At 41.1% G+C, this 16,663-nt stretch carries 16 protein-coding genes and 4 pseudogenes; 14 read left to right on the forward strand and 6 right to left on the reverse strand.

Annotation, left to right across the window (positions count from 1 at the left end):
• Positions 1–333: 333 nt before the first annotated feature.
• The 3 genes from NYE36_RS10260 (at position 334) to NYE36_RS10270 (ending at position 2,602) form a co-directional block, all read left to right on the forward strand.
• On the forward strand, positions 334–519 hold the full coding sequence (locus NYE36_RS10260) for a hypothetical protein (RefSeq protein WP_061890627.1): 186 nt from the start codon (positions 334–336) through the stop codon (positions 517–519).
• Between the two features lie 604 nt (positions 520–1,123).
• The gene (locus NYE36_RS10265) at positions 1,124–2,038 is read left to right on the forward strand and encodes a YafY family protein (protein ID WP_043021128.1); all 915 of its coding nucleotides are present in this window, start codon (positions 1,124–1,126) and stop codon (positions 2,036–2,038) included.
• A gap of 63 nt (positions 2,039–2,101) precedes the next feature.
• On the forward strand, positions 2,102–2,602 hold the full coding sequence (locus NYE36_RS10270) for a DinB family protein (RefSeq protein ID WP_251257443.1): 501 nt from the start codon (positions 2,102–2,104) through the stop codon (positions 2,600–2,602).
• Between the two features lie 150 nt (positions 2,603–2,752).
• Here NYE36_RS10270 and adhP read toward each other — a convergent pair whose 3' ends face one another.
• Entirely contained in the window at positions 2,753–3,769 is a 1,017-nt protein-coding gene (gene adhP, locus NYE36_RS10275) for an alcohol dehydrogenase AdhP (protein WP_251257442.1), read from the reverse strand.
• Between the two features lie 246 nt (positions 3,770–4,015).
• On the opposite strand from adhP, the pseudogene NYE36_RS10280 reads away from it, so the two are divergent.
• From NYE36_RS10280 to NYE36_RS10315, 8 genes and pseudogenes are all read left to right on the forward strand, one after another.
• Positions 4,016–4,231 (forward strand): annotated as a pseudogene (locus NYE36_RS10280) (hypothetical protein); the annotation flags it as partial.
• Between the two features lie 183 nt (positions 4,232–4,414).
• Positions 4,415–4,831: a UPF0715 family protein gene (locus NYE36_RS10285; protein WP_032865299.1), complete on the forward strand. Its 417-nt coding sequence runs from the start codon at positions 4,415–4,417 to the stop codon at positions 4,829–4,831.
• Positions 4,832–4,866: 35 nt separating this feature from the next.
• Positions 4,867–5,627: pseudogene (locus tag NYE36_RS10290) on the forward strand (GNAT family N-acetyltransferase).
• 216 nt (positions 5,628–5,843) lie between these two features.
• Positions 5,844–6,361, forward strand: a pseudogene (locus NYE36_RS10295) (GNAT family N-acetyltransferase).
• Between the two features lie 213 nt (positions 6,362–6,574).
• Entirely contained in the window at positions 6,575–6,712 is a 138-nt protein-coding gene (locus NYE36_RS10300) for a hypothetical protein (RefSeq protein ID WP_154018765.1), read from the forward strand.
• Positions 6,713–7,024: 312 nt separating this feature from the next.
• Positions 7,025–7,645: a DUF3885 domain-containing protein gene (locus NYE36_RS10305; RefSeq protein ID WP_094032690.1), complete on the forward strand. Its 621-nt coding sequence runs from the start codon at positions 7,025–7,027 to the stop codon at positions 7,643–7,645.
• Positions 7,646–7,853: 208 nt separating this feature from the next.
• Positions 7,854–8,927 carry an LLM class flavin-dependent oxidoreductase gene (locus tag NYE36_RS10310; RefSeq protein ID WP_014418008.1) on the forward strand — a complete coding sequence of 358 codons (1,074 nt, stop codon included), beginning with the start codon at positions 7,854–7,856 and terminating at the stop codon, positions 8,925–8,927.
• A gap of 207 nt (positions 8,928–9,134) precedes the next feature.
• A complete protein-coding gene (locus tag NYE36_RS10315) occupies positions 9,135–9,755 on the forward strand; it encodes a lytic polysaccharide monooxygenase (protein ID WP_003154023.1) in 621 nt (206 codons plus the stop codon).
• Positions 9,756–9,919: 164 nt separating this feature from the next.
• On the opposite strand, the gene NYE36_RS10320 is transcribed toward NYE36_RS10315, so the two are convergent.
• On the reverse strand, positions 9,920–10,018 hold the full coding sequence (locus NYE36_RS10320; RefSeq protein ID WP_003154022.1) for a YjcZ family sporulation protein: 99 nt from the start codon (positions 10,016–10,018) through the stop codon (positions 9,920–9,922).
• Between the two features lie 142 nt (positions 10,019–10,160).
• On the opposite strand from NYE36_RS10320, the gene NYE36_RS10325 reads away from it, so the two are divergent.
• Positions 10,161–10,700 carry a GNAT family protein gene (locus NYE36_RS10325; RefSeq protein ID WP_199022623.1) on the forward strand — a complete coding sequence of 180 codons (540 nt, stop codon included), beginning with the start codon at positions 10,161–10,163 and terminating at the stop codon, positions 10,698–10,700.
• Between the two features lie 338 nt (positions 10,701–11,038).
• Here the strand turns inward: NYE36_RS10325 and NYE36_RS10330 are convergent, their stop codons facing one another.
• The 3 genes from NYE36_RS10330 to NYE36_RS10340 form a co-directional block, all read right to left on the reverse strand.
• A complete protein-coding gene (locus NYE36_RS10330; RefSeq protein ID WP_007410338.1) occupies positions 11,039–11,575 on the reverse strand; it encodes a hypothetical protein in 537 nt (178 codons plus the stop codon).
• Positions 11,576–11,860: 285 nt separating this feature from the next.
• A complete protein-coding gene (locus NYE36_RS10335) occupies positions 11,861–12,022 on the reverse strand; it encodes a hypothetical protein (protein WP_265450959.1) in 162 nt (53 codons plus the stop codon).
• Positions 12,023–12,190: 168 nt separating this feature from the next.
• Positions 12,191–14,608, reverse strand: coding sequence for a peptidase G2 autoproteolytic cleavage domain-containing protein (locus NYE36_RS10340; RefSeq protein WP_218791744.1), 2,418 nt, complete (start codon positions 14,606–14,608; stop codon positions 12,191–12,193).
• Between the two features lie 379 nt (positions 14,609–14,987).
• Between NYE36_RS10340 and NYE36_RS10345 the strand changes: the two genes are divergently transcribed.
• Positions 14,988–15,422: a dUTP diphosphatase gene (locus tag NYE36_RS10345; RefSeq protein ID WP_003154017.1), complete on the forward strand. Its 435-nt coding sequence runs from the start codon at positions 14,988–14,990 to the stop codon at positions 15,420–15,422.
• A gap of 87 nt (positions 15,423–15,509) precedes the next feature.
• On the opposite strand, the pseudogene NYE36_RS10350 reads toward NYE36_RS10345, so the two are convergent.
• A pseudogene (locus NYE36_RS10350) lies at positions 15,510–15,616 on the reverse strand (DUF4177 domain-containing protein); the annotation flags it as partial.
• A gap of 211 nt (positions 15,617–15,827) precedes the next feature.
• Here NYE36_RS10350 and NYE36_RS10355 point away from each other — a divergent pair.
• Positions 15,828–16,649 (forward strand): poly-gamma-glutamate hydrolase family protein, encoded by an 822-nt coding sequence (locus NYE36_RS10355; protein ID WP_094032687.1) that lies wholly within the window; start codon positions 15,828–15,830, stop codon positions 16,647–16,649.
• The last annotated feature ends 14 nt before the right edge of the window (positions 16,650–16,663 follow it).

Raw genomic sequence — 16,663 nt, forward strand, 5'->3', positions numbered from 1 at the left:
AAGTCGGCAAAACTGCCGACTTTCCTAACGGAATTTAGATCTCAACAGATCTAAAGAAACCATCGACACTATCACCGGTGCCGCTATCATATTTCAGGATGTATTCTCCTTTTTGGTTAACGCTGAATTCCTGAATGAACGTTTTCCCCGCATTTAATGTCGTGGAGGATATAAGGAAGAAGCTTCCTGATTGAGCGAGGGTATAACGATGCCGGGGCGGCTGCGGATCAACTGAAACGAAGTATATTCCCAGGCAAGGAGTATTTCTTTAACCTGAAACTTTTATAAAGCATTAACGTATTACTTTATAAAGGTAAATAAGGAGGCTTCTGAATGGGATTAAAAAATTTCTTTAATAATGAGTTAAAATGCTCTATCTGCGGAAAAACATTAAAATCAGGGGATGAGATAACAGCTTATCTTACACTTCCGAGTGAGAAGAAGATGCCTGTGGGGAGAATGGATAAAGTGTTAAGCAAACACTCTGATAAGGTCTGCTGTAAAAAGTGCAGTGAGTAGGTTTTTAGTGTTATGAGGAACCTCTGGCGGGTTTCCTCATAACAAATATCAACCAATTAAATTAGAAAAAAGCGAAATTGTGATGATTAAAGTAGATAAAGAACTGAGGGATACCAAAGGGATCATTTTTCGTTTACTTTGCTTTTTTGAAGGTTTGTTTAGCTCGTGGATCACTGCACCCCATAAAAGCATGGATGCTAAAATGATAAGACTCATATGTAACAACACTCCCTTGTTTTTATGAATTTTACCATATTTATCACAAGGATGTCGATTGAACGAACATCTCTATAAAAAGAAGATGTTTATCTAAAATTGTTGAGAGATTCAGTGAACTATTATGTAGATTAAATTGGGCCTCAAATTACTAGTGAAGATGAAGCTGTATACATAAGAAAAGGTTCAACAGCCGTTTTATTGAATATCAGATGAAGCAATAGAAGGGCTTATCGGTGTCGCAAAGTAAAAAGCATATGGTAATTCGACGGTTAGGTGGAAAAATTAAGCTTTCTGCGTGGTGTCTTGAAGTGACAGGAGGTGAGCGGCATAAATGTGTCAGAGCCAAAAGAGCACTTCCAACCCTAATAAGGAAAGGAATTGAGAATTGAAATTAGAACGTTTGTTATCAATCATATTCAAGCTCTTACATAATGAAATTTTATCTGCTTCCAGTTTAGCTGATGAATTTCAAGTATCAACGCGGACAATTTATAGAGACATCGAAGCGATTTGTGCAGCTGGAATACCAGTCGTTTCATATCAAGGGGCTAACGGCGGTTTTGGGATAATGAGAGGATACAAATTTGATAAAAGTTTAATCGGTTCTCATGATGTATTGAATTTAATTACAGTATTAAGCAGTTTGTCGAGTGTTTTTGAAGATAAGGAAGTTGAACACACGATAGATAGATTAAAATCTCTGGATACAAGCGAAAACAGCAGGACTTTGTATGTTAACTTGGAAAGCCTTAGAACAGAACCGAATTCATTAATCCGGCTGCGAAAAGCTATACAGGAAAAAAAGGTAGTACGCTTTGATTATGTCAGTAATAAAAATGAATTTACATCACGTGAAGCAGAACCTATCCACCTTCATTATAAGTTTCGTAATTGGTATGTATATGGCTTCTGCAGAGAACGTCAAGATGATAGAGAATTTAGAGTATCACGTATGATGAATATAACGCTTTCTCAAGAAGAGTTTTTGCGCAGTCACAAAGTGAAAGATGAACCATCTTATTCAGAATCCGACCTGGAAGGGTTTGCGAATGTAGTCATTTGGGTTAATCCTAATTCCATAGCTAAAGTATTAGATCAATTTCAGAACGCTTCAAAAGTCATGAACAGAGATGGAAGTATGACGTTTACAATCTCTGTGTATCGGCCTCAGCATGCCGGATGGCTTAAATCAATTCTTTTGAGCTTTGGCAGTGGCGCTAAAATTATAAAACCGGTGGAACTGCAATCAATTTTAATGGATGAAGCCGAAAAAATAATGAAAATTTATAAAGATGTATGACAATGTGCTGTCATATATCTTTTTTTATAATCACAAGTATCAACTTTAAAGGAGAGATGTTAAATGAACCATGCGAAAAACATGTATCAGTACCATGTTTGGGCGAATAAAGCGTTATTAGAAAGAATAAAGGAATTACCAAGTAATGTCCTTTATGAAGAGGTTCACAGTTCATATCCTACAATTGCTCAAACGTTCAGTCACATCTGCGCGGTGGATGTTATGTGGCTGCAAGTACTTAAAGGAATAGACATGCAGGAAGCATTGGAAGGTTCTATGGCTTATGCGGAAAGGGCTCATTTATATTCTGCAGATGAATTTGCGGCGTCTTATGAAGAACTGGCTTCACAGTTTGAAGAATGGATGAATAGCCAAACAGATGTAGAACAAAAAATGAACTTAAATAATCCTTGGTTAGGTTACAGAGAAACTGCTTACTCAGAAATTTTATTCCATGTTGCCAATCACGGAACTTATCATCGGGGCAGCATAACAACTATGTTAAGACAGCAGGGCTACGCTTCGGCAATGAATGACCTGGCATTATATTGGTATCAGGGTTAGTTCAGGCAGTACTTGCAAAATGAATAACCGCCGAATGGTCTGTAAAGTTTCTTTTCTGAACTAAATGACAAAGTCTCATTCAGTCTGGGTGGGGCGCCGAGCAAGAATCGAGATCAAAGGCTGCCGTATCATTCCCGGCAGCCTTAATGATTAGGAAGTAAAATCGATAACCATGCGGCCGGTCACTTTACCTTGCTCCATTTCTTCAAAAATATCATTCACATCTTCGATCGCGCGTTTTGTCACTTTAGGTACAACTTTACCGTCTGCAGCAAATTGAAAAGCTTCCTTCAGGTCTTCTCTGGTACCTACTAATGAACCTACTACCTGAATTCCATCTAACACGAGACGGGGAATATCTAAATCCATTTTGTCCACCGGTAAACCGACAGCGACTACGCGGGCTCCTGCTTTTACAACATCAATCGCTTGATTGAAAGGGGTTTTAGAGACAGCCGTGATGACCACAGCATCAAGCCCTAAATCGTTAGTCACTTCTTTTGCTTTAGCGACGGGGTCTTCGTTTAAACTGTTTACAACCGCATCAGCGCCTAAGCTCTTAGCAAAATTCAATTTTTCATCGCTAATGTCGAAAGCAATTACTTTAGCGTTAAAGACATTTTTTGCATATTGAACAGCCAAGTTGCCTAAACCGCCGACTCCAAATACACCGATCCATTGACCTGGCTTAATTTCACTGACTTTAACGGCTTTATAAGTTGTTACACCTGCACAAGTAATGCTGCTTGCTGCTGCAGGATCTAAATTTTCCGGCACCTTTATTGCATAATCAACCGCTACGATTGCTTCTTCAGCCATTGCGCCGTCAACTGTATAGCCGGCATTTTTTACATCGCGGCACAAGGTTTCACGGCCAGTTAGGCAATATTCACAGCAGCCGCAGCTTTCAAACATCCAGGCAATAGAGACGCGGTCGCCCTTTTTCAGACTTGTTACACCTTCACCGATCTCAGTTACAATGCCTATTCCCTCATGACCTAGAGTGACGCCAGTAACATCCCCGAAATCAGCATTTTTAACATGTAAGTCAGTATGACATACACCACAGTATTCCATCTTAACTTTGGCTTCACCATGTCGCAAAGGACGTAATTCTTTTTGTACGATCGCTATACTTTTGTCTTTTGTTGCTACTACTGCTTTCAAATCATACACCCCTTTCGAATATTAGCAGAAAATTTTTACTTATCTTACAATTTAGCACGCTGCTCTTATTTTGAAAACCCTTACATTTTTTTGCGGACAAGTGTCTCTACAAAAGTTGAGGGAGCTATGCAGGGAGGAATCTATGGATGATTTGTCATCCGAATGGTGTTTAAATGGGGGTTTGTCGTCTCCAAATGCACAGAATGCTTTGAATTTGTGGTCGTAATCTTTCTGTCGATATTTGAGCTTAAACTGCAGAGAATTACACTGGCAGGATATGATTTTACCCTTAGTGAAAAGAATTTCACGGGTATTCATTTGAACTTGAGCGCGGCTGATAAGGTGAGTGGTGATGCAAACAGAAATCATTACTTATTGATCACAAAAGGAGCCGGCTGCGGAGATGTGTGGATTAAAGGCTTTTACGGATTCGAACACGATGAGCCGGATGCAGATTGGTGAGCGATACACAGTCAAGGTATTTCCTTGACCTTTTTTAATGGCAATTAAAATTTTTGGATATTAAGATAGTGAATTGATGATCTGCCAAAAAAACATAGATCTTTTAAAGTGATGGATATATACTGATTTTAAACAATAGGAAAAAAATGAAAAATGTATTTTTATAAAAAGTAGGTGAAATATATGGGAGCGGCGTCTTGGAGCAAAAGTCAAAGCTATACTTACACATTGGCTTTTTCAAGTTTGTCGTATGGATTGATCTTCGGGCTATATATGTTTGTATACTCGGGTTTTGTGCCATTTGCATTGGTTACTGTAGTTATCATTGCTTTTTACGCATTTATTACTTACTTTTTGTTTGCTGTTCCTGTGCAACTATGGTTAAGAAAGAAGCCTAAAAAGTTTAGTTTGGTTCATCTTTTCATTTATACAGCAGTCGCTTTTTTAGCTGTGTTCTTGTTCTGGTACATAGATAATCCGCCAATTGATTTCACAGTTTTCAGAATGCCCATTTATTACATAATGAGCATTGTTGCTGCGTTCATATATTGGTTCTGGGACTCTATATTTCTGAGAAATTACAATGTTCACTGCAAGTAAAGCTGATGTTTCCAAAAGAAAGCGGGTGAGGAAAAATGGAGTACATTGAGTTGACTAGGGACAATATTGATGACAATCATATTTGCTGTGCATTAGGTACGAAACAATATGAGGATGCGGTAAATGAAAAGAAGAGCTGGCTCAAAGATCGGATGATTGATGGCTTGGTGTTCTATCGCCTAAACGAACGGGCAAAAGTTTTTATTGAATATTTACCTGCAGAAGAAGCGTGGGTTCCGATAAGCGCACCTCATTTTATGTTTATTAATTGTCTTTGGGTCTCAGGTAAATATAAGAATAACGGACATGCGAAACACTTGTTAGAAAAATGTGTGTCAGATGCAAAATCCCGCGGTATGGATGGGATAGTTCATATAGTGGGGAAGAAAAAACTCCCTTATTTAAGTGATAAGCATTTCTTTGAACATATGGGATTTGCTGTGCAAGATGAAGCAGAACCCTATTTTCAGTTGATGTCACTGACGTGGAATGAACATGCATATCCTCCTGTATTTAAAAAACAGGTGAAAAGTAATTTCGTTAATGATGAGGGAATCACAATATTTTATACAGCTCAATGCCCATTTGCAGTCGGATTGTTAAAGAATTTAAAGGAACTGACTGAAAAGAAAGGACTTCATTTTCAGGCCCGGCGAATAACGTCAAAAGATATGGCGCAAAAACCCCCGGCAGTTTGGACGACTTTCAGCGTGTTTTATAATGGGACATTTCTCACTCATGAGATGATGAGCGTGAAAAGTTTGAAAAAAAACTCAATAAGCTTGTAATGGCTTAACTTTGTTTTAATTACTATTGCTCGTTTCTATATTCGATACTGAGGGTTTTTCACGAAAATTGTTCAGTACTTTACATGCGGGCGGCAAATGAAAATTATTGTTTTTGACAAAGATGATAGCATCCATCATTATAGTAAAAATAGATTGAGACAAGTTCTTCAACAAACGAAGAAGTTCTTTTCAAAGATCGATAACAATGAAACAGGAGACTGCAAATGCAAAAAATTGAAACCCTTCGCTTAATTTTAAGAAATTTTACCGAGAGAGATGCGCAAGGTCTGTTGGAATATTCGGCACATCCGAGAGTGAATTGCTTTCTTGATGACAGAATATCTACGTTAGAAGAAGCTGCAGCAAACGTTCAAAAAAGAAGCCGAGATGACTCTTATATTGCAGTTTGTTTAAAAGACAGTAATGATCTAGTCGGAGAACTATTTTATTTAAAAGAAGAGCCAGATACCTATTCCGTTTGTTGGAATTTCAATGCCCGTTTTGAAGGGAAGGGATACGCAAGTGAAAGTGCGAAGGCTTTCTTTGAGTATCTCTTTATGCATATGTTGAAGATGATAACTGCAGGTCACAAAAATTATGTGAAAGATTAGGAATGCGTAAAGAAGGTTATTTTCTTGAATTTATTTCATTTACAGCACACGAGGATGGAACACCTAAATATGAAAACACTTTCCAATACGCATTGCTAAAGAAAGAATGGTTAAAACAAAAACATAGTTAATAGAATTTGTGGGGAAATAATCTCCCCTTTGTCGAAAAAACCTTGCTGAAAGCAGGTTTTTTTGTATTTAAGTTCATTAGGTTACCGATCATACCAATGGATTATGGAATTGAAAAAAGTACTTAGATTAGTAACGATCAAAAAGATTAAGCTGAAGGTTGGGGAAAACATGAAATTCATTATAGCAACGTTGTAAAATTGGAGAGAGGATGAATGGGATGGACATTTTGCAGTTTAGCGACAGAAGGAGCGGGAAGTAATCGAATCAGCAATGATGCGCTTGAGAATGGAAAAGTGGTTGATAATCAAAATGTGAAAAGCTGTTCAGAGTTTAGACCTATTTTACAGTGAGACCGGAAATATTCTCTTAAACTTCTGATGTTGTTCAAAGCTGACACCTTTTGATGCTTATGTATAAGAAAATAAACCCATTGAATTATATGTATAAGGTTGGAAACGGAGGGGTTCAAAGTTGGGGCGATCTTGTGTAAAAGAAAGGATCAGGATGAATGTGACCAGCATCCACCCTGATCAATGGGGTTCACAGTGTTCTATTTCATTGTATTCCAATCGGAATAATATTACAAGAGTGAAAAAGAAATAAGCGGAATGTTTTCGGCTTCTTCTGCTTCTGGAGCGGGAAAGGGAAAGTGAGATGTTTGAATGAAAATAAATGATTATCTGAAGGAAAGGTTTCCGACTTTAAAATTAGTGCCCGGCATTTATCATCAATGGGATGTGGGAATTCATTTTTCTCTCGGCGGCAATATGTATCAATTTAATGAAAGCGGTGCTTTGAATCTTGAGTATTTTCAGCTTGTTCATCATCAAACCGCCGCACTTTTCAATGAGCTGTTTGAACATAGCGATGACTTGTTTCTTGTTGCCAACGTGTATAAGCACAAAACTCAAGGTAATCATGCGAGAAAATTAAAGGTTTATCAGCCGTTTCTGAAGTGTAAGGATGATTTATATCGGATTCAAGTGAAGACCTGTCCATGCCCGGTCGAAGAAGAATATGAAATACAGCAGTTTTCTTTATTATGTAAACGGAAAAATCTGCGTATCCCCCAATTACTTAAGGCAGCCGTCCACGAAGATTTTCCGCTGAAGCCAAGGTTCGGGGGCTGTTCCGTTGGGTATCCTGATATTTTCTTTGTGAATATGACAAAAGATATTATTTTCTTTCTGTATGATGACAGAGGGTGTGAAGTCATTGCTCTTGATGCCGGAAGAATACGAAAGCTTTATGATCAATATCACGATTGGATTGAATTGGACTGAAAATGAACACATGAATTCGAATCCGCTTGTGCCGGCTTTGTTCTTGCCTAGTCCGGCTGCATGAGTATAATGGGCAGAATTGAAGGACGCCAGAAACTTTTTTTCTCTCATACCACCTTCTGTATTTATTTTGAACGAATTCCTATTTGTAAAACGGCTGAATAGAATAACATAAAAGCTTTTTTACACAGTGCAGGAGGAGAGAAATGTGAGGGCTGAACACCGTGATTGTATGGAAATTGGAATTTATTCATTTGCAGAATTATATCCCGATCCTCTGACAGGGAAAACAGTCAGCGCAAAGCAGCGGATAGATGAATTGATGAAGCTGGCGAAACTGGCTGACGACGCAGGGCTTGATGTATTCGGTGTAGGCGAGCATCATCGTCTTGATTATGCGGTATCTTCGCCGCCGGCCATCTTATCAGCGATTTCACAGATTACTGAAAATATTAAGCTGACCAGTGCCACGACTGTATTATCCACCGCAGATCCCGTCCGTTTATTTGAGGATTTTGCAACGCTTGATCTGATTTCAGACGGCCGGGCGGAAATCATTGCGGGACGGGGCGCATTTTTAGACTCGTTTCCTCTTTTCGGTTATGACGTAGGCCATTATAAAGAACTGTTTGAAGAACACATTGACCTTTTTTTAAAATTAAATTCCGGGGAAGAATCGGTTACCTGGAAAGGACGTTACCGGCCGCCGCTGCGCGAGGCAGAGATTTCTCCGCGGCCTTTTCGCGGAAGCATTCCGCTATGGTTAGGTGTTTCGGGGACTCCGGAAAGCGCAGAACGGGCCGGGCGTGCAGGTGCGGGGTTGGCATTAGCTGTACTGAGCGGTGATCCGGTGTCATCTAAGCCGCTTGTTGACAAATACCGGGAAGCGGCTTCTAAAGCCGGTCATCCTCCGGAAAATGTGAAGGTTGCCGTAACCGGACATATGTTCATTTCAAAAACGAATGAACAGGCAATACAAGAATTTTATCCGTATCATTCAAATTACTGGTCTCACGTTCATTCATATCACGGGATCGATGAGCCTTTAACGAAGGAAGATTTTGAGCGGGCATCCGGAAAAGAAACAGCTTTATTTGTGGGAAGCTCACAGCAGATCATTGAAAAAATCATGCATCAATACGAGTTGTTCGGACATCAGCGATTTCTCGCGCAAATCGATATAGGAGGTATGCCGTTTAAAAAAGCCGCGGAAAACATAGAACGATTAGCAGCGGAAGTAGCACCGGTTATCCGAAAGGAAACCGGCAAATCCAGCGAATGAAGTTCTGAGCAAAAGGGGCGGGCCGGTCAACCGCGGATTCGATAACAGAATCGGCCCGGCTTTTTCTTTATGATTATAAAAAACAAAGGGAAAAGCGCCAATCTCATTGCTTTTTCCTATCAAGAAAAGGAAGGTCATTTCATCCTCCATCGTGAAGTGTATACACTGAAGGGTTTTTATTAACAAAAGAGGGAGGATGATGCAGTAATGAAAGGTTTAGTAAAAGCTGCAGTTCTAACTGTTACTCTTGGTATTGGAGGCGCTTTCTATTCAAGTGATGCATCTGCACACGGGTATATAAAAGAGCCCGTCAGCAGAGCGTACATGGGAGCATTAGAGAAACAAACATTGGGCTGGACGGCCGCTGCGCAGAAATATGGCTCCGTCATTGATAATCCTCAGTCTGTAGAAGGGCCGAAAGGATTTCCGGCTGCAGGTCCGCCGGATGGAAGAATCGCGTCTGCAAATGGGGGATCGGGACAAATTGACTTCGGTTTAGACAAGCAGACTGCAGATTATTGGGTAAAACAAAACATCCGCGGCGGTTTTAACACCTTTACTTGGTACTACACGGCCCCTCATGCGACATCAAAGTGGCACTATTATATCACCAAGAAAAACTGGAATCCGAATAAACCTTTGTCAAGAGATGAATTCGAGTTAATCGGAACGGTAAACCACGACGGTTCCAAGGCAGATACGAATCTGACTCATAAGATTTTTGTGCCGACTGATCGAAGCGGGTATCATGTCATTTTAGGGGTATGGGACGTTGCGGATACTTCCAATGCCTTCTATAACGTCATCGATGTAAACCTTACACAATAATTTATGAATTACTGATCGGCTGCATGTTGATACATCGGCCGATCTTTTTAGTTTTAATGTGTGAATGAAAAGGGGAAAAACAGCAGAGCGCCATAAACATTTCATTTATGGCGCCGTACGATCATGGAGGTGCTGCTGACATGGATGCGGAGGTAAGAGGATTCTTAATAACCGCCGAGGAAAGAAGCCCCAACGATGATTAATAAAATGAATAGCACCACGATTAACGCAAAGGAGCTACCATAACCACCTGAGAATCCCATATAATCTCACCTCCTAAAGAGGATTAATACATATTATGCCGAAATGAAAAGTTTGATAGGGATGTTAGTTTACTTTTTGAAAAAAAGTTTTTTTAGTCTGCATATATTTTATTCTCACATTTCTTTTAAAGGGGGACCGTAAATGCTTCCTGTAATAGAAACGGACAGACTTATTCTTAGAGAAGTTGAAAAGAAAGATGCAAAGCAAATATTTGCTTGTTTTTCAAATGCAAATGTAACACGCTATTATGGTTTGGAACCTTTTGTTTCAATGGAACAGGCTGAAAAAATGATTGGCTGGTTTAAAGATCAATATCATGATAAAAAGGGAATGCGATGGGGAATCGAGAGAAAAGATGCGAAGGGAATAATCGGAACTATTGGTTTTAATTCTTGGGTGCCCAAGCATAAGCGGGCGGAGGTCGGTTATGAGATTCATCCGAATTATTGGAGGAATGGCTATGCTTTTGAAGCGTTGGAGAATGTTCTTTCTTTTGGGTTTGAAAAGCTTGGGCTGCATCGTATAGGCGCTGTTGTTTTCATTGAGAATGCAGCGTCTCATCAATTACTGATAAAGGCGGGATTTCAATCTGAAGGAATTTTGAGAAGATATATGTATCAAAACGGACTGCCCCATGATACACGTGTATATTCTATACTGAATGAGATCGTTAACGAATAAATTGAAAATTCGTCGTTTTGTCAAGTGTTCTGCGGTAAATAAAAAAAGCCGATGAAGGCTTAAAATTGATTAGACGCTGTAAAGCATTTTTTTTGCTGTGCTTTCTGCAGACGGAGTTTGATTGTAAGAAACGATTCCGATAATCACTAACAAGATGATCAACACCAATATGCTCCACAACACTATTTTTAAAGACTTTGACATGGTGTACCTCACTTTGAAAGACTTTACCGGGGCTGCGATCGGAGCCCGCACTTCAAGTATAGTCGTTATAACGGTGAAAAATGTGCAGTCCAGTTAAAAAAAACTTGCGGGCGCTGCCGCAAGTTTTCTCCGTATTAAGGTCTGTGGAATTCAATATGCTGATTATCACGATCGAACCACCCTCTGAATGCCCAATTGATCCAGCCCCCGTCTCCTTTGTTATCGAAGGACCCGTCTTCGAAGACCCAGATTCCGTAAGTAATACCGTCATAAACGGCTGATCCGTAAAATTGAACGCCGTTAAACCGGTCTTCATATTCTTGATTTAAATTGAACACCATGACGTTGTACTTCTGTCCTGATGCGTAAAATGTTGTTTCCATGACATTTTTTACCCAGCCGGTTCGGTTTTGATCTGACTTAACCGCTTCAGCAATGCGATCTGAAATTCCGAGAACATCTACGTTTACGTTCAGCCCGGCATCAACACCTGCTGCTTTTACGTTTTGGTCTGCTGTTTGGGATAATTTACTTTCTAATGGATTTGCAACGGGTGAAACGTGAGGCGCGTTTGCGTGTTCAGACTGACTGGCTGCTGAGGCACTGGCTGTGAAAGGAATTGTTAGAGATAAAGCTAAGCATGATCCGACTATCGTTCTGGCGATTTTCATGGCTATGACCTCCTGAGGAAATTTTTAAAAATTGTTGCAAATTCATGGTATCGCAGAAAAATTGACCAAGCAAAGAGTAGATTTTCTCAAAAGTCATGTCATTCTATTTGTGTTGTTTTCTGTAAATGAAATACTTTTAATTAGGCGAAAAGGGAAGAAAATAATAGAGTCTTTTTATGTATTGTGATAGGATGACCGGATTTTGGGTGAAAATAGCCCGGAGAAACGCCATAATAAGAAAAACACCCGGAGTTTACCGGGTGTAAAAAGTGTTGATATGTCAAGTTAGCAGCATTTTTTACATTTTTTGCATTTTCTTTTATAAACAACGATGTAATCATAATCAAGATGCTTTTTATCTTGTTTCTTCTTTTTTTGTTTAGGCTGCTTTGGGTGGTGATCATAATGTCCGTTCATTTCCATGTCCATATCCATACCCATATCCATACTCATATTCCTCCTTTTTTCATCTGACGGTAGTATTCTATGACAGTAAGCATGGATGGCTTGGACAAATGAAACGGTATGCTGAAAAAGAGGCATCTCATTCGGTATAAAAAACAGGATCATACCCGCCCGATAGAAAAGAGAGGAGATGATCCTGATATTGAGACCCTATTTGATAACCGCAATTGCAATGCCGTACCCTTTTTCAGAACTGTATAAGGCTGTCAGTTTCAATACCTTCCAGCCTTCCGCGGCTTTAGTCCCGATTCCGTTATGAGCCGTGATATAATCTCCCGGGCTGACCGTACTGTCGACCCGTACGTAATGCCGGCCGTTGAGTCCGACAATGTGCCATTCGTCTCTGGCCGCGCGTGCTTCATAGTCAGCTTCAAGAGCCGGACTGCAGTCTGGGTTTTGTTTCGGCACGCGTACCGTTTCTCCTGTTTCCTCGTCAGTCACATTTTCGTATATGAAACCGCCGAACTCGTTTGTCAAAAAGCGGCTTTGCCATCCGAAGCTTGCGGCTCCTGAGATAAAAGCGGCTGTTTCTGAAATGACGCCGAGCATGTAATCTCCGACGTGAGCCGATTCAATTTTTTCGCCTTTCACTGTGACGATTGTCCCGGCGGGAATTGTCTGGCCGGTTACACTTTCAAAATATTCTCCGTACCCTGACAGGGAAGAGGTGACAGCTCCGGCGAACGTACCGTGGCCGCCCGCTGAATCCAATTTCCATTTGATGGACTGATGCCCTCCGGCAACCGTGTATGGTTCTTCCAATGTAATGCTTTCTGATGACAGAATCGTTCTGGAGACTTTGCTGCCCGTAATATGGGCATTGTTTGAAGCGGCGATAAATGCCCTTGAACCTTCAGAACTTGAACCTCCGGAAGAGCTGATGATCGCATTTCTGTCACCTCTGGCTGTAATATCGCCTGTTCCGGCAATAACGGCGCTTGTCGGGTTGAATGCAAAACCGGAGCTGGTCGCGAGCTGTGCGCCTCCCTTTAAATTGACGGGGATCTGATCATAAGTCTGTCCTTTTATAGATGCGGCCGCGCTGTAACCTTCCGCTTGCACCCCGAGAATGACGGCCTGACTGTTAGGGGACGTAATTCCGACGGAACCGCCGTCTCCGATCATCGTACCGTTCATAATATTTACGTTATATTGGCCTCCGCCGATTGAGATGCCTTTAGGAGAAGACTTGTATATATCAAAATTTGAAATTTTAACATAATCGGTTTTATTTGATCCGCCGGATATATTGATGTCAACACCGGCTTGTGTAAAGCCGCGTATTTTAATGCCGTTGATCGTGATATTTTGACTGCGGTATTGAAGAGCCACGACTGGATTCCCTCCATAGTCGTATGAGGGATCACCAATAGCTGTGAATCCGTTTACATTAACGTTTTTATAGGCAGAGATGACCAGCGCCCTCGGGGTCACACCGTCATAGAGAGCATTAAACACCGGTTCAATCGCGGTGCAATCGGTTAAAGTAACATCATAAGCCGTCGTGCTTTCGGGGTCTGAGGCCTGATGATGGCCGATATGACGAATATCAAATGAACGTACATCACGATACGAAACATGACCGATAATATGAACATTTTGAGAAGCCGGCCACAGGCTGTGCGCCTTTACCTCAATCCCGCGGATATTTCCGCTCGTATAGTTATTTAAAAGCCATACATGTTTAGAGCCGTCGTCAATTTCAATGCCGTTCGAGTTTGCGCTGCCCTCAGCATGCTCTGTGCCGCGGGGGTTTCCGGAATGGCAGTTGGAAATGAAAATATACTCGCTGTAATGGGTGGTAATGCCGTCGTCTCCGGCGCCGTATGCCACACAGTTATCAATCCATATATATCGGCAGCCGTCTTTCGTCCATTCTGTTTCAGGCAAATGATCGTAAGTCGGAGATGTAATATCAATACCATGGAGACCCGCGTTAACCGTTTCAACATTCTTAATCCAGCCGTATTGCACATTAGCAAACGTTAAACAGCTGGAAAACTGTCCTCCGGGGTTCCTGACCCCGCATTGACGATCAGGATTCCAGTCTAAAGTCATGTTTTCCACAAAAATATTACGGTTTCCATTTTCGTAATCATCGTTAGTAATGACCCATTCGAATGCGGGAGTGTCCTCATGAAGCTTAAGCACGGTAATCCCTTGTCCCTCACCGGAAATGGTAGTCCATGAGGGGAGTTTTATCCCTTGAACCAAAAATTCTCCTGCGGGAACATTTACTTTGACCCGGCCGTTCCCGATCGCTCTCCGAAAAGATTCTGTATTGTCCCGGCCGTCAGGGACCGCTCCGTAGTCCTCCACATTCACTTCCCGGGTGATTTTATTCATAAGCATTTCGTATTCTGTATCAAGCCGTTCTTTTAAAAGTGAGGTGACCATTCCTTCCGCCGTCACCCGGGCATCTGCGATCTCAAGATTATCATCCGTTGCGGAATGCTTAATAAAATTCTGCATCCTTGCTTTGAGATGCTCCAATTCAGAGGGCTGTGCAGGGCGAGACTGCAATGGGGCGTTTAAAGACGGATCAGGAAAGTTTTTAAATTGAACCATTCTAAAGACACCTCTTTCTTTTGATATAAGCGCCTGAGGCAGGGGACAGAAAAGAGTCGCGCGCCCTTTAAGCGCTTATTCTTCAAATTCTTTATTCAGAACGAAATTCCTTTTGAAACCAAGGTGAAATTTTAAAAAAGCTCTGTTGAAAGAACGGATATAAAGCTTTGCATTATTGTAATTGAAGCTGTCATGTGAAAATGGAGGAAAAAACTGATAGGAGGGGCCCTCATTTTAGGTTTATTCTCATTGGCTTCGCAGTGCTTCCTCTTCGGCTGCATACACACCAAAATCAACATTCTTATCAGTTAAATGGTATAATGGGGCACGGATTGGTCATCAATACGACTGAAATAGGGAAGCAAAAGGAGCAGCGAAAATGACTTTACAAATCAAAATTAAATATTCAGATGATACGCAAACGAGAATCAGTAAAATTGAACAGGGCGATTGGATTGATTTGCGGGCAGCTGAAGATATAACAATCAAAAAAGGTGAATTCAAACTTATCCCGCTTGGAGTTGCGATGGAACTGCCGGAAGGATATGAGGCCCATGTCGTTCCGCGTTCAAGTACATATAAGCATTTCGGTATCATTCAGACAAATTCAATGGGAGTCATTGATGAATCTTATAAAGGCGACAATGACTTCTGGTTTTTTCCTGCATTCGCGCTTCGGGATACCGACATTTCCAAGGGGGAGCGGATCTGCCAATTCAGAATCATGAAGAAAATGCCTGAAGTGGAGCTGATCGAAGTAGACAAGCTCGGGAACAATGACCGCGGCGGACTGGGATCAACAGGCACGAAATAAAACGAAAAAAGACTGCTTAACAGCAGTCTTTTTTTTATGGAAACAGCAGTTACATCCATTTGTTTCGGGGATTTTTGAATTGGGAAATCATACGTCACGTTCGAATTTGACTTCGAAATAAGCGGCCGCTCCGTAACCGTCTATGCCGGAGCAAATATTTGAGCCGGACGCCAGCCCGGCTCAGCATATTGATAAAATGATTTCCCTGCAGTCCTCACTCTCCTCCAAAACTGGAGAAGGGTTTCATTTTTATCATTTAAGCCTTCCGTCTCTTTGAACAGAAAGACTTTTTTAGGTTAAAGGATAGAAGTTGTTTTGATGTTTTTATTCTTCAAGATGAACGGAGGTTTTGTCCAACGTATATAATATTGTGACAAAAGTGTAAACAAAAGAAAGGATGATGTTATGGCAAAAAGGGTTAGAAGAATAGACCGTAAAGCAGCTGGCAAAGAGGCAGAGCAGAAGAAACCGTCCAAAGTCACCCTGTTCTGCCGTTCGCTTCAAAGGCTGAAGCATTTGTATTGTAACATAAACATACAAATGCCATCAATAACCAAAAAAGGAATTTTAGTTTTAATTTTACCGTTTTTGCTTCTGCCGTTCTTTCGGGCTGATGCCGCTTCAGATATTTACGGCAGTTTCGAGGAATTAAAGCTGAATGAAGATTCTTCCGATTTTTCCATTTCAACGCGAGAGCATGACCCTTCTGTCCTCATATTAGCTATACACGGCGGAGGCATAGAGCCGGGGACCAGTGAGTTAGCCAGAGAAATTGCTGAAAACCGGAGTTTATATTTATTTGAAGGGTTAAAACCAGCCGGTAATGCGGCTCTGCATTTGACAAGTTCGCATTTCGATGAACCTAAGGCCGTGCAAATGGTGAAAGAGCACTCTCATGTCATTTCATTGCACGGTTACGGCAGTGACGATAAAAAGATAAAAATCGGCGGTACAGACAGAGAACGGGCCGAACTTTTGACCGATGTGCTGAAAAGGCACGGGTATCCTGCCGTTCTTCTTGGCATAAATGATCAATATGCGGGCGTCAGTCCGAACAACCTTGCCAATCAATCTTCATCCGGATTGAGTATTCAAATCGAAATGAGCACCGGCTTCAGAAAATCACTATTTGACACTTTTACGCTGAAAAGCAGAGCATCCACACAAAATGGGACCTTTTATCAATTCACAAAAACGATTTCTGATTTTATCAGTGACAATTATTAATAAGCACGCCTATT

Source organism: Bacillus sp. FSL R5-0593 (genome assembly GCF_038603755.1).
GTDB lineage: Bacteria > Bacillota > Bacilli > Bacillales > Bacillaceae > Bacillus > Bacillus velezensis.

Excerpts from the sequence above, each read along its gene's own strand:
- NYE36_RS10260 (WP_061890627.1), top strand. The coding sequence starts at position 334 with ATGGGATTAAAAAATTTCTTTAATAATGAGTTAAAATGCTCTATCTGC.
- NYE36_RS10270 (WP_251257443.1), top strand. The coding sequence starts at position 2,102 with ATGAACCATGCGAAAAACATGTATCAGTACCATGTTTGGGCGAATAAA.
- NYE36_RS10285 (WP_032865299.1), top strand. The coding sequence starts at position 4,415 with ATGGGAGCGGCGTCTTGGAGCAAAAGTCAAAGCTATACTTACACATTG.
- NYE36_RS10300 (WP_154018765.1), top strand. The coding sequence starts at position 6,575 with ATGGGATGGACATTTTGCAGTTTAGCGACAGAAGGAGCGGGAAGTAAT.
- NYE36_RS10305 (WP_094032690.1), top strand. The coding sequence starts at position 7,025 with ATGAAAATAAATGATTATCTGAAGGAAAGGTTTCCGACTTTAAAATTA.
- NYE36_RS10315 (WP_003154023.1), top strand. The coding sequence starts at position 9,135 with ATGAAAGGTTTAGTAAAAGCTGCAGTTCTAACTGTTACTCTTGGTATT.
- NYE36_RS10320 (WP_003154022.1), bottom strand. The coding sequence starts at position 10,018 with ATGGGATTCTCAGGTGGTTATGGTAGCTCCTTTGCGTTAATCGTGGTG.
- NYE36_RS10325 (WP_199022623.1), top strand. The coding sequence starts at position 10,161 with ATGCTTCCTGTAATAGAAACGGACAGACTTATTCTTAGAGAAGTTGAA.
- NYE36_RS10330 (WP_007410338.1), bottom strand. The coding sequence starts at position 11,575 with ATGAAAATCGCCAGAACGATAGTCGGATCATGCTTAGCTTTATCTCTA.
- NYE36_RS10335 (WP_265450959.1), bottom strand. The coding sequence starts at position 12,022 with ATGGATATGGGTATGGATATGGACATGGAAATGAACGGACATTATGAT.
- NYE36_RS10340 (WP_218791744.1), bottom strand. The coding sequence starts at position 14,608 with ATGGTTCAATTTAAAAACTTTCCTGATCCGTCTTTAAACGCCCCATTG.
- NYE36_RS10345 (WP_003154017.1), top strand. The coding sequence starts at position 14,988 with ATGACTTTACAAATCAAAATTAAATATTCAGATGATACGCAAACGAGA.
- NYE36_RS10355 (WP_094032687.1), top strand. The coding sequence starts at position 15,828 with ATGGCAAAAAGGGTTAGAAGAATAGACCGTAAAGCAGCTGGCAAAGAG.